Annotated in this window: 12 protein-coding genes; 7 read left to right on the forward strand and 5 right to left on the reverse strand. The window is 67.4% G+C overall.

Annotation, left to right across the window (positions count from 1 at the left end):
- The first annotated feature begins 88 nt into the window (after window positions 1–88).
- The 6 genes from AC5Y4H_RS03965 to pth all read left to right on the forward strand — a co-directional run bounded on the left by AC5Y4H_RS03965 (window position 89) and on the right by pth (window position 4,410).
- On the forward strand, window positions 89–1,069 hold the full coding sequence (locus AC5Y4H_RS03965) for a ribose-phosphate diphosphokinase (RefSeq protein WP_499918417.1): 981 nt from the start codon (window positions 89–91) through the stop codon (window positions 1,067–1,069).
- Window positions 1,070–1,426 carry an arsenate reductase (glutaredoxin) gene (arsC, locus tag AC5Y4H_RS03970; protein ID WP_499978749.1) on the forward strand — a complete coding sequence of 119 codons (357 nt, stop codon included), beginning with the start codon at window positions 1,070–1,072 and terminating at the stop codon, window positions 1,424–1,426.
- Between the two features lie 32 nt (window positions 1,427–1,458).
- Window positions 1,459–2,082: an LpqN/LpqT family lipoprotein gene (locus tag AC5Y4H_RS03975; protein ID WP_499979148.1), complete on the forward strand. Its 624-nt coding sequence runs from the start codon at window positions 1,459–1,461 to the stop codon at window positions 2,080–2,082.
- 59 nt (window positions 2,083–2,141) lie between these two features.
- Complete coding sequence (locus AC5Y4H_RS03980; RefSeq protein ID WP_499978750.1) at window positions 2,142–3,011, forward strand: oxidoreductase; 870 nt, start codon at window positions 2,142–2,144, stop codon at window positions 3,009–3,011.
- Window positions 3,012–3,147: 136 nt separating this feature from the next.
- Window positions 3,148–3,822: a 50S ribosomal protein L25/general stress protein Ctc gene (locus AC5Y4H_RS03985; RefSeq protein ID WP_499978751.1), complete on the forward strand. Its 675-nt coding sequence runs from the start codon at window positions 3,148–3,150 to the stop codon at window positions 3,820–3,822.
- Window positions 3,823–3,834: 12 nt separating this feature from the next.
- Window positions 3,835–4,410 carry an aminoacyl-tRNA hydrolase gene (gene pth, locus AC5Y4H_RS03990; RefSeq protein ID WP_499978755.1) on the forward strand — a complete coding sequence of 192 codons (576 nt, stop codon included), beginning with the start codon at window positions 3,835–3,837 and terminating at the stop codon, window positions 4,408–4,410.
- 19 nt (window positions 4,411–4,429) lie between these two features.
- Here pth and AC5Y4H_RS03995 read toward each other — a convergent pair whose 3' ends face one another.
- From AC5Y4H_RS03995 to AC5Y4H_RS04015, 5 genes are all read right to left on the reverse strand, one after another.
- Entirely contained in the window at window positions 4,430–6,064 is a 1,635-nt protein-coding gene (locus AC5Y4H_RS03995; RefSeq protein WP_499978757.1) for a fatty acyl-AMP ligase, read from the reverse strand.
- A 336-nt stretch (window positions 6,065–6,400) separates the two neighbouring features.
- Window positions 6,401–7,357, reverse strand: a complete 957-nt coding sequence (locus AC5Y4H_RS04000; RefSeq protein ID WP_499978759.1) for a 4-(cytidine 5'-diphospho)-2-C-methyl-D-erythritol kinase — start codon at window positions 7,355–7,357, stop codon at window positions 6,401–6,403.
- A 60-nt stretch (window positions 7,358–7,417) separates the two neighbouring features.
- A complete protein-coding gene (gene rsmA / locus AC5Y4H_RS04005) occupies window positions 7,418–8,371 on the reverse strand; it encodes a 16S rRNA (adenine(1518)-N(6)/adenine(1519)-N(6))-dimethyltransferase RsmA (protein WP_499978761.1) in 954 nt (317 codons plus the stop codon).
- Entirely contained in the window at window positions 8,335–9,462 is a 1,128-nt protein-coding gene (locus tag AC5Y4H_RS04010; RefSeq protein WP_499978763.1) for a resuscitation-promoting factor, read from the reverse strand. Before AC5Y4H_RS04010 ends, rsmA begins: the two co-directional genes overlap by 37 nt.
- Before the next feature lie 159 nt (window positions 9,463–9,621).
- Window positions 9,622–10,464 (reverse strand): TatD family hydrolase, encoded by an 843-nt coding sequence (locus AC5Y4H_RS04015; RefSeq protein ID WP_499978764.1) that lies wholly within the window; start codon window positions 10,462–10,464, stop codon window positions 9,622–9,624.
- A 33-nt stretch (window positions 10,465–10,497) separates the two neighbouring features.
- On the opposite strand from AC5Y4H_RS04015, the gene metG reads away from it, so the two are divergent.
- A complete protein-coding gene (gene metG / locus AC5Y4H_RS04020) occupies window positions 10,498–12,054 on the forward strand; it encodes a methionine--tRNA ligase (RefSeq protein WP_499978765.1) in 1,557 nt (518 codons plus the stop codon).
- Window positions 12,055–12,132: the final 78 nt, after the last annotated feature.

Below are 12,132 nucleotides of genomic sequence, written 5' to 3' on the forward strand. Positions count from 1 at the left end.
TAGCTGGCAACCCGGCCATCGTTCCGTACGATTCGCTTCGTACGATGGGGCCTTCCATCCCCCACCCCGATTTGGCGAGGGCAGTGCGTTGAGCCACGACTGGACCGATAACCGCAAAAATTTGATGCTTTTCTCCGGCCGCGCGCATCCGGAGCTGGCCGAGCAGGTGGCCAAAGAGCTCGACGTCCACGTCACCGCACAGACCGCGCGGGAGTTCGCCAACGGCGAGATCTTCGTGCGGTTCCACGAATCGGTGCGCGGCTGCGACGCTTTCGTCCTGCAGTCGGCCCCCGACCCGGTCAACAACTGGCTGATGGAACAGCTGATCATGATCGACGCCCTCAAGCGGGGCAGCGCAAAGCGGATCACCGCGGTCATGCCGTTCTACCCGTACGCCCGGCAGGACAAGAAGCACCGCGGCCGCGAGCCGATCTCGGCTCGGCTGGTTGCCGACCTGCTCAAGACGGCCGGCGCGGACCGGATCGTCACCGTCGACCTGCACACAGACCAGATTCAGGGCTTCTTCGATGGACCCGTCGATCACATGCGCGGGCAGAACCTGCTGACCGGCTACATCCGCGACAACTACCCCGACGGCAACATGGTGGTCGTCTCCCCCGACTCCGGCCGGGTACGCATCGCCGAGAAATGGGCCGACGCGCTGGGCGGCGTCCCGCTGGCCTTCATTCACAAGACCCGCGACCCGCGGGTGCCCAACCAGGTGGTGTCCAACCGCGTCGTCGGTGAGGTGCAGGGACGGACCTGTGTCCTGATCGACGACATGATCGACACCGGTGGCACCATCGCCGGCGCGGTCAAGTTGCTGCGCGACGAGGGCGCCGGTGACGTGATCATCGCGGCAACGCACGGCGTGCTCTCCGATCCGGCCGCCGAGCGCTTGGCCGCCTGCGGCGCCCGGGAAGTGATCGTGACGAACACCCTGCCCATCGGCGAGGAGAAGCGTTTCCCCCAGCTGACGGTCCTGTCCATCGCGCCCCTGCTGGCCAGCACCATCCGCGCGGTATTCGAAAACGGTTCGGTCACCGGGCTGTTCGACGGAGACGCCTAGATGGCGGCCAAGCCAGACGACGCCGTTATCTTCCACAACCCACGCTGCAGCACCTCCCGTAAGACGCTGGACCTGCTGCGCGACAACGGCTTTGAACCCACCGTGGTCGAGTACCTGAAGACTCCGCCGTCGCGCGCCGAGCTGGTGAAGATGATCCGCGAAGCGGGCGTCGACGTGCGCACCGCGGTCCGCAAGCGCGAGTCGCTCTATGAAGAGCTGAATCTCGCGGAGGCGAGTGACGACCAGTTGCTCGACGCCATGGCCGAACACCCCATCCTCATCGAACGACCCTTCGTCGTCACGCCGAAGGGCACCCGGCTGGCCCGCCCGATCGACGCGGTCCGCGAGATTCTGTGAATCGGCCCTGCCGCCTGCTGACCGCTGCCGCGATGGTTGCGACGGCGTGCTTCGCCGCGGGTTGCGCGCCAAAACCGCCTGACTATCAATCGATCTTGTCGACGACGTCGGCGGCCACGACAACCAAGCCGGCGGAGAAGCCGGTTCCGCTGTCGCAGTATCTGCAAAGCATCGGGGTGACCGGAGAGCCGGTGGCGCCGGGATCGCTGCCCGACCTGACCGTGTCGATCCCGACTCCCCCGGGCTGGTCGCCGTTCACCAGCCCGAACATCAGCCCGCAAACCCTGATCATCTCGCAGGGCGGCAAGTTCCCGACGGCGCGGCTGGTGGTGTTCAAGCTCAACGGCGACTTCGACCCGGCGCAGGTCATCAAGCACGGCAACGACGATGCGCAACTGTTCGAAAACTTCAAGCAGCTGGACGCCTCGGGCGCGCCCTACAACGGCTTCCCCTCGTCGATGATCCAGGGCAGCTACGACCTCGAGGGCGGCATGCGGCTGCACAGCTGGAACCGCATCGTCATCGCGACGGGCTCACCGCCCGCGCACCAGCGTTATCTGGTGCAGCTGACCATCACCGGGTTCGCCAATCAGGCGGCGGCGCAGTCGAGCGACATCGACAAGATCATCCACGGATTCGTCGTCGCGGCGAAGTAGGCAATCGACCACCTTGCCCCTGGGCGGTCCGGCGCGCCTCGCGATTAGTGTTGTCTGCCATGACTGGCTGGACCGCCGCAGACCTACCGTCGTTCGCCGAACGAACCGTCATCATCACCGGTGCCAACAGCGGGCTGGGCGCCGTGACCGCCCGCGAGCTGGCGCGACGAGGGGCCACGATCGTCATGGCCGTCCGCGATATCCGCAAGGGCGAGACCGCGGCCCGTCGGATGGCCGGCCAGGTCGAGGTGCGCGAGCTCGACCTGCAGGACCTCTCGTCGGTGCGCCGGTTCGCCGACGGGGTGGGCCAGGCCGACGTGCTGATCAACAATGCCGGAATCATGGCCGCCCCCTTCGGGCTGACGGTCGACGGCTTCGAGACCCAGATCGGCACCAATCACCTCGGTCACTTCGCGCTGACGAACCTCTTGCTGCCCAAGCTGACCGATCGGGTGGTGACGGTGTCGTCGATGGCGCACTGGCCGGGAAGCATCAACCTCGATGACCTGAACTGGCAGAACCGGCGCTACTCCCCATGGCTGGCCTACAGCCAGTCCAAGCTCGCCAACCTGTTGTTCACCAGCGAGCTGCAGCGCCGTCTCACCGCCGCCGGTTCCCCGCTGCGCGCGCTCGCCGCCCACCCCGGCTACTCGCATACCAACCTGCAGGGCGCCTCCGGCCGCAAGCTGGGTGACACGCTGATGTCGGCGGTCACGCGGGTGGTCGCCACCGACGCCGATTTCGGCGCCCGGCAAACCCTCTACGCGGCGTCGCAGGATCTGCCGGGCGACACCTTCGTCGGCCCGCGATTCGGTCAAATCGGCCGCACGCAGCCGGTCGCGCGCAGCCGGCGTGCCCGGGACGCGGCCACCGCGGCCGCGCTGTGGTCGCTATCCGAGCAGCTCACGAAGACCCAATTTCCCCTCTGAAGTGCAAATGCGCTAGCCTGACCGGGCGTCACGGCGAGGGTGACTGGCTGGCCAGCACCGTTATCGACGGAGACCGACGAATCGTCGCGACCCTGGCCGTGCCCCGAAACACAGGCGAGCACACAGGAGCGACAAGATGGCCAAACAAGCACTCAACCAGTTGAAGGTCGCGGTCCGCGGCGAGACCGGCAAGGGTGCGTCGCGGCGTGCCCGCCGCGACGGCAAGATCCCGGCCGTCCTCTATGGCCACGGGTCCGCCCCGCAGCACCTGGAGTTGCCCGGCCATGACTTCGCGGCGGTGCTCCGGCACGCGGGCACCAACGCGGTGCTGACCCTCGACATCGAGGGCAAGGAGCAACTGGCGCTGACCAAGTCGCTCGACATCCACCCCATTCGACGCACCATCCAGCACGCCGACCTGCTGGTCGTGCGTCGCGGCGAGAAGGTCGTCGTCGAAGTCCGCGTCGTCATCGAAGGCGACGCCGTGCCCGGGACCCTGGTGACCCAGGACGCCAGCACCATCGAGATCGAGGCCGACGCCCTGTCGATTCCCGAGCAGTTGACCGTGTCGATTGAGGGCGCCGAGCCCGGCACCCAGTTCTCGGCCGGACAGGTCACCCTGCCCAAGGGCGTCAACCTGATCTCCGACCCGGAGACGCTGGTGGTCAACGTGGTCACCGCGCCGACGGAGGAGGAACTGGCCGAAGAGGGCGCCGGCGAGGTCACCGAGGAAGCAGCGGCGGCCGAAGGCGAGGAGGGGGCCGAGGCCGGCGAAGAAGAGGCCGCCGACGCCGAAGCCGAGTCCGAGTAGGCGGATCACAACGTGGCCGAGCCGTTGCTGGTCGTCGGCCTGGGCAATCCCGGAGACAACTACGCCAGGACCCGGCACAACGTCGGGTTCATGGTTGCCGACCTGCTCGCCGCGCGGATGGGTTCGAAATTCAAGGCGCACAAGCGTTCCGGCGCCGAGATCGTCAGCGGCCGGCTCGCCGGTCACCCGGTGATCGTGGCCAAGCCGCGCTGCTACATGAACGAATCCGGCCGGCAGGTAGGCCCTTTGGCGAAGTTCTACTCGGTGACACCGGGCGACGTCATCGTCATCCACGACGATCTGGACTTGGACTTCGGGCGTATCCGCCTCAAGATCGGCGGCGGCGAGGGCGGCCACAACGGTCTGCGTTCGGTCGGAAACGCTCTGGGCAGCAAGGACTTTCAGCGTGTTCGGATCGGAATCGGCCGTCCGCCCGGACGCAAGGATCCGGCGGTGTTCGTGCTGGAGAACTTCAGTGCCGCTGAACGCGCCGAGGTTCCCACCATCTGCGAGCAAGCAGCGGATGCCACCGAGTTGCTGATCGAACTCGGGCTAGAGCCCGCCCAGAACCGCGTCCACGCCTGGTAACGAGCGGCGACGCCGGACTCTAGGTGACCAGGTCCAGCGACGTGGACCGGCGCAGCTTGCCCGACGGCGTCTTCGGGATGGTCCCCGGGCCGAGCACCACCACGTTGCGCGGCCGGACGTCGACCTCGGCCACCACCTCACGGGCGACCCGGTGCTCGATGCGGCGCACCTCCGCCTGGTCCTGGAAGGCGTTGGACTCCACGGCCACGGCGAACGTTTCGCGGGAATGGCCGGCGTCCAGGCGTACGGCGACCGCGCAGCCGGGCCGCACACCCTCGACGCGGCAGGCGGCGCGCTCGATGTCGGTGGGATAGATGTTGCGGCCCGCCATGATGATGACGTCCTTGACGCGGCCGCACACCACCACGTGGCCTTCCTCGGTCAGGTAGCCGAGGTCACCGGTGTCATACCAGCCGTGCTCGTCCTGCGCCGAGATGAAGCCGCCCATGGTGAGGTAGCCGGGCGTCAGGGACTCACCGCGCAGCTCGATGACACCGACGCCGCGCGCCGGCATCACCTCGCCGTTCTCGTCGATGATGCGCGCCTCGAGGTCCTTCAGCAGCGGACCGAGCGTGGCCAGCCTGCGGGTGTTGCCCTTGGTGGCCGGTACGGCCCGGCGCAGGGCGGCCAGCAGGTCGGCGTCGACCTCGTCGACCACCAGACCGGCGTTGCACTCCGAGAACGACACGGCCAGCGTGGTCTCTGCCATGCCGTAGGCCGGCAGGATCGCCGACGGCCGCAGGCCGAACGGCTTGCCCGCATCGAGCAGGTCTTCGACGTCGGCGGGTTCGACGGGCTCGGCGCCGGACAGCGCGAACCGCAGGGTCGACAGGTCGAAGTCGCCGGGCTTGGCCTGGCGGCGCAGCCGCTTGGCCAGCAGCGCGTAGGCGAAGTTGGGCGCCGCGGTCATGGTGCCCTTGTACTTGTCGATGAGCTTGGCCCACAGCAGCGTGTCCCGCAGGAAGTCCATCGGGGTGACCTTGACCAGCTCGGCTCCGAAGTACATGGGGATGGTGAGGAATCCGACCATGCCCATGTCGTGGAAGCAGGGCAGCCAGCTGACCATGACGTCCTTATCGACGTCGTACTGGGCGCCGATGAACATCGCCTCGGCGTTGGAGTAGATGTTGCGGTGGGTGATCTGCACCGCCTTGGGAGATCCGGTGGATCCCGACGTCAGCTGCATCAGTGCGAGCGCGTCTTCGCCGACCTCGACGGGATCGATCGGCTCCGCCGCGAGCAGATCGGCGACGGTGAGGACGTGGATGCCCTTCTCCTCCAGGACCGGGATGGCCACCAGGAAGGGCTCCGAGACGACGACGGCCTTCGCCTCGATCATGCCGATGACGTTCATGGTGTCCTCGGCCCATACGGCCAGGTCCGTGCGTGGCGTGGGCTGGTGCAGCATGGTGAGGCTCGCCCCGCGCATCCAGAGGCCCTGCGCCGTCGGCGCGATCTCCACTGGATAACCGGCGAGCACACCGACCGCGTCCCCGGGCCCGATGCCCGCCGCGGCCAGGCCACCCGCGATACGGCGCGCGCGTTCGTGGACCTCGCCCCAGGTGTGGCGGACCGGTTCGTGGGGTTCACCGGTGACCATGCCCGTCGTCACGGACCGGGCATTGCGGTACATCTTCTCGGTAAACCTGCTCACAAAGTCCTCCTCCGTTGCAGCCCTCGTACCAACGCCCCGGATTTCATGGTCCGCCCGGCCGGTAGCGCTTCGCCGCAAGCACGCCAACACAGTTGGGCGGCGGTTAGGTCTCGGATCGGTGATGCGCCCGCGTCCGCCGCAATCCGGCGGCGTTCGGTCGCTTCATGAGCGCGAAACGGGCCCGAGAAACCGTGGCGGGTCCGATTCGCCGATCGTCCGCCGGAATGCCCGGCGCACGATCGAACTATGTGATCCTGCTCAACGCCTCCCGCCACCGCGTCATCTTAAACTCCTCTTAGGGAAGCGCCAAACCAACGCACACGAGTGGGAAAAAATTCACACTTCGGTGGGTGTGGGCACCACGCGCGCGCCCACGACCGGCCCACTGGCGACCCGCACCGTGCGGCACACACCCGCCCCGGACACCTCGGTGCCGATGTCGACCGCGGCGGCCGCCGACGAGCACAGGAAGGCGCACGTCGGGCCCGAACCGGACACGATGCCCGCCAGCGCCCCGGCCTGGACACCGGCCCGCAAGGTCCGCCGCAGGGCTGGGCGCAGGCTCACCGCGGCCGCCTGCATCTCATTGCCCAGCAGGGGCGTCAGCTGCTCGGCGTCGCCGGCGGCCAGGGCGGCCAGCACCGGCCCGGGAGCGGGCAGCCGGGGCGGATCCCCCGCCTCCCGCAACCGGTCCAGTTCGGCGAAGACGGCCGGGGTCAGCAGCTCACTGTCGGCGAACGCCAACACCCAGTGGAAGGTGTTGCGGGACAACACGGTCGCCAACTCCTCACCGCGGCCGGTGCCCAACGCCGTCCCGCCGTGCAGCGCGAACGGCACGTCACTGCCCAAACGGGCGGCCAGCGCGCGCAGATCGCGGCGGGGCACGTTGAGTTCCCACAGCGAGTTCATCGCGACCAGCACGGCCGCCGCGTCGGCGCTGCCACCGGCCATACCGCCGGCCACCGGAATGGTCTTGTCGATCATGATCGACACGTCCGGCGCCCGGCCGACGTGTTCGGCCATCAGCTCGGCGGCCTGCCAGGCGAGGTTGCGTTCGTCGGTGGGCAGCGTCTCGGCGCCCTCGCCGACGATCTCGAGCGAGAGCACATCCGCGTTACGAACCGTCACCTCGTCGAGCAGCGAGACGGCCTGGAAGATGGTGTTCAGCTCGTGGTAGCCGTCCTCGCGGCGGTCACCGACCGCCAGGTAGAGGTTGACTTTTCCGGGCACCCGGACCGTGACCGAGCCGGTGGGAACCCACTGCGCGGCGGTGTTGCCATCAGACGCTGACACCGCAGCAGACTATCGCTGCTACCGGCCGATCACACGCAACGGTGCCCAGGTGCCCCGCCGTCAGCCGGCCGAGGCCTGCCGCTCGGCGGCGGGTGCCGTCGTCTCCGCGGTGCGGTGGGGCCGATCGGCGGATCGCTGCCACAACCGCACGAAGTCGTCGATGGAGAGCGTCTCGCCCCGGCGGGCGGGGTCGATACTGGCGGCCAGCAAGCGATCCGCGGACTCGTTGCCCGAGCCGGCCCAGTCCACGAACGCATTGCGACATGTCTTGCGCCGCTGCCCGAACGCGATGTCGACCAGTTCGAACACCTGGCGGCGGAAGGCTTCGTCGGTGGGCCACGGCGAGGTCGCGTACCGGTCGATGCGAACCAGCCCGGAGTAGACACGGGGAATCGGCCAAAAGACGGTCGGCGAAACCGTGCCGCAGCGACGAACCCGACCGAAGAAGCGCACCTTGACGCTGGGCACGCCGTATTCCTTGCCGCCCGGCTCGGCGGCCAGGCGCTCGGCGACCTCGGCCTGCACCATGACCGTCACGGTGTGGATGGACGGGAACTCGGCGAGCAGGTGCAGCAGCGCCGGGACGGCGACATTGTAGGGCAGGTTGGCGACCACCGCGGTCGGCTGGACGGCCAGCTCGTCGCGGCGAAGGGTCAGAACGTCGCGGTTGACCACCGTCAGGCGCTGGCTCTCGCTATTCGAGTGCTCGGCGACGGTGTGGGGCAGCCGTTCGGCCAGCACCGGATCGATCTCGACGGCGGTGACGGGCGAGCCGCGGTCGAGCAGTGCCAGGGTCAGCGATCCCAGACCAGGCCCGACTTCCAGGACGTGATCAAGAGGGCTTACCCCGGAGGTCGAAACTATCCGGCGCACCGTGTTGGCATCGTGGACGAAATTCTGGCCGAGGGATTTCCGTGGCCGAAATTCAAGTTCTTTCGCCAGCCGCCTGATCTCGGTACGTCCGAGTAGCCGAACGGTCAGCGTGCACCAGCTCTTCCGCTGCACACTGGCCACGCGCCCCAACCCTGGCGCTCTCGGGTCACCTCGGCAACGGTGATCTGCTCCTCGCGGGTGGCGAGGTCGGCGCGAGAGGCGAACCGCAAACCGCCGTTACGCTCCCACGTGCCCTGGTCGAACTGCACACCGCCGTAATACCCGTTTCCGGTGTTGATCGCCCAGTTTCCGCCGGCCTCGCAGCTGGCGATCGCATCCCAGATCGAGCCGTCGCTGACCGGAGGCACCTCGGTGCCGGGCTTGGTGCCGATGCGGACCACCGAGTCGCGGGCGGGCGTGATCACCGTGTTGGCGATCGGCAGCCGACCGGTCTCGACGCCGTTGACGGTGGCCACCGAGAAGGTCACGTCTTGGGTGCCCGGGCTGCCCGGATCCTCGACGACCTGACGGCTGATGTTCATGCCCGGGTCTTCGATGCGACGGGCGTTGGGTGGCAGCGGGATCCGCTCGGTTACCTGCTGGATCCGGTTGCGGGTCACCTGGACTTCCATCCCGTCGACGATCGGCATGGACGCGGGGGGCGTCACCTGGTCGCTGTCGAGCAGCGGTGCGCCCGCGGCGCTCAGCAGGCCGGCGACGTTGGGTGCCGCCAGGTGCACGTTGCGGACCACACCGGCGTCGTTGATGCGGACGGTCTTGGCGCTGACGACGGGCAGTGCCATTCCGGCCAGCGGAACGCGGCTGCCGCGGTTGGCCGCGGCCGGCGCGGTGTCGGTCATCGCCAGCTGGGCCAGCGCCTCGTCGACAGTGGATGCGGTGGTCCACACCTGCTTGGTGTCATGGCCGTCCAACGAGATCTGCAGCGGGCGGCTGCGTCGCAACACGATTTTGCCGGCGTCGTGCACCGCGACATCACCTGCGGGATACAGGTCGTCACGTTCGTCGATGACGAAACCGTTCTCTTGGACGACGTCGATCACCCGCGACTTCATCGTGGTCACCTGCATCGCGACCCCGTCGACGGTCAATGTCACCGTCTTGCAAGCCGATACCGCGTATCCGCCCGCGAATGCCAGGACTACCAGCAGTCCTCCGACTACGAGCCGCAACATCGGCGAAGGATTCTGATGCAGTCTTGTCAATACATTCAACGCGCGCTACCCAACCCTCAACAACCCACTCATTCAGCAGCAAGTCACAAATTAAGGGCCCATAGGGCCCAACCGTTCGATCACAAGACGGTAACGAACCGGTCAAGGTTGGGCAACTCCGACGCAGCGACTTCAAACCAAATCGCCTGGTCGTTTACCTCACACTGTGACCAATCCGTACACCCGCGCAGCATTGCCCGTCGTTATCGCCGCCAGCTCTTCCGGGTGACGACCCACCAATTCGGCGATCGCCCGAACAGTATAAGGAAGGCAATACGGCTCATTCGCCGTGCCCCGGTACGGATGCGGCGTCAAGAATGGCGCGTCGGTCTCCACCAGCAGCTGCTCCGGCGGTATCAACGGAATGGCTTCGCGCAGGGCATGCGCGTTGCGGAAGCTCGCGGTGCCGGACAGGCTCAGCAGCCACCCGGCGTCCACGCAGCGGCGGGCCATGGCGGCGTCCGAGGAAAAGCAGTGAAAGATCACTGCGTCCGGGGCGCCCTCGGCCGCCAGCACGTCGAGGACCTCGGCGTCGGCGTCGCGATTGTGGATCATCAGCGGCTTGCCGCTCCGCTTCGCCAGGTCGATGTGCCAGGCGAACGCCTCGCGCTGCACGGCCGGCTCGGCGCAGCCATCCAGACGGCCGGGCCAATACAGGTCCAGACCGGTCTCGCCGACCGCCACCACCCTGGGATGGGCCACCAGTCGTTCTATTTCGGTGCGGGCGGCGTCGTCGAGGGCGCCGGCGCGGGTCGGGTGCAAAGCCACCGCGGCGTAGACCCGCGGGTCCCACTCGGCGGCGCGCGTGACCCAACGCGCCGAATCGAGGTCGTCGGCGATGGTGACGACCGCACCCACGCCCACCGCCGCAGCCCGGTCCACGATGGCCCGCACGCCCTCTGCGTCGGCGGCGCCGCACGCATCCAGATGGGTGTGCGCGTCGACGAGTGGGCTCAAAGGCTCGGGGGCCGGCGGCGGCTGACGTTTGGAGCTCACGCGCACACAATAAGGTGCCCACAAATAAGGTTGAGGGCGATGAGGCCCTATTACGTCACCACCGCGATCACCTATCCGAACGGCGATCCGCACATCGGACACGCGTACGAGTACATCGCGACGGATGCGATCGCGCGGTTCAAGCGGCTCGACGGGTTCGATGTGCGGTTTCTGACCGGCACCGACGAACACGGCCTCAAGATGGTCGAAACGGCCGCGGCCGAGGGCATTCCGACGGCCGAGTTGGCCAGGCGCAACTCCGATGTGTTCCAGCGCCTGCAGGAGCGGTTGAACATCTCCTTCGACCGGTTCATCCGTACCACCGATCCCGATCACCACGAGGCGTCCAAGGAGATCTGGCGCCGGATGTCGGCGGCCGGTGACATCTACCTGGACACCTACGCGGGCTGGTACTCGGTGCGCGATGAACGCTTCTTCGTCGAATCGGAGACCAAACTCCTCGATGACGGCACCCGCCTTGCCGTGGAAACCGGCGCCCCGCTGACGTGGACCGAGGAGCAGACCTACTTCTTCCGGCTCTCGGCGTATACCGACAAGCTGCTGGCCCACTACGAGGCCAACCCGGACTTCATCGCGCCCGACGTGCGGCGCAACGAGGTGGTCAGCTTCGTGTCGGGCGGCTTGCGCGATCTGTCCATCTCGCGCACTTCGTTCGACTGGGGTGTGCAGGTGCCCGAGCATCCCGACCACGTGATGTACGTCTGGGTCGACGCGCTGACCAACTATCTGACCGGGGTCGGCTACCCGGACACCGAATCCGAGCGGTTCCGCCGCTATTGGCCGGCCGACCTGCACATGATCGGCAAAGACATCATCCGATTCCACACCGTGTACTGGCCGGCGTTTTTGATGTCGGCCGGAATCGAGCTGCCGCGCAGGGTTTTCGCGCACGGCTTCCTGCTCAATCGCGGCGAGAAGATGAGCAAGTCGGTGGGCAACGTCGTCGATCCGATCGCTCTGGTCGACACCTTCGGCGTGGATCAGGTGCGCTATTTCCTGCTGCGGGAAGTTCCGTTCGGGCAGGACGGCAGCTTCAGCGAAGACGCCGTCGTCACCCGGATCAATTCCGACCTGGCAAACGAGCTGGGCAACCTGGCCCAGCGGTCGTTGTCGATGATCGCCAAGAACCTCGACGGGGTGGTTCCCGAGCCCGGTGAGCTGGTAGCGGCCGACTCCGAGTTGCTCGCGGTGGCCGACGGTTTGATGGACCGGGTGCGGGCCAGCTTCGACTCCCAGGCGATGCATCTGGCGCTGGAGGCGATCTGGCTGATGCTCGGCGAGGCCAACAAGTATTTCTCGGCGCAGCAGCCGTGGGTCTTGCGCAAGAGCGAATCCGAGGCCGACCAGGAACGGTTCCGTACCGTCTTGTACGTCACCTGCGAGGCGGTCCGTATCGCCGCGCTGCTGGCCCAGCCCGTCATGCCGGAATCGGCCGGCAAACTGCTCGATCTGCTTGGGCAACAGCAAGACCAGCGAGCATTCGCCGCCGTCGGCACGCGGCTGACGCCCGGCACGGCGCTACCCGCCCCCGCGGGCGTGTTCCCGCGCTACCAGCCGGTCACCGAGCACGACTGAGCAGAACGAACACAGTCGGCGAAGCCTGAATCAATTGCGCCACAATGCTTTTGGGATCGCAATAAGGCAGTGACTCTC

The organism is Mycobacterium sp. NGS58 (assembly GCF_059812385.1).

What these genes read in the sequence shown, in the direction of transcription:
- arsC (WP_499978749.1), top strand. Translation starts at nt 1,070, where the DNA reads ATGGCGGCCAAGCCAGACGACGCCGTTATCTTCCACAACCCACGCTGC.
- AC5Y4H_RS03975 (WP_499979148.1), top strand. Translation starts at nt 1,459, where the DNA reads ATGGTTGCGACGGCGTGCTTCGCCGCGGGTTGCGCGCCAAAACCGCCT.
- AC5Y4H_RS03980 (WP_499978750.1), top strand. Translation starts at nt 2,142, where the DNA reads ATGACTGGCTGGACCGCCGCAGACCTACCGTCGTTCGCCGAACGAACC.
- AC5Y4H_RS03985 (WP_499978751.1), top strand. Translation starts at nt 3,148, where the DNA reads ATGGCCAAACAAGCACTCAACCAGTTGAAGGTCGCGGTCCGCGGCGAG.
- metG (WP_499978765.1), top strand. Translation starts at nt 10,498, where the DNA reads ATGAGGCCCTATTACGTCACCACCGCGATCACCTATCCGAACGGCGAT.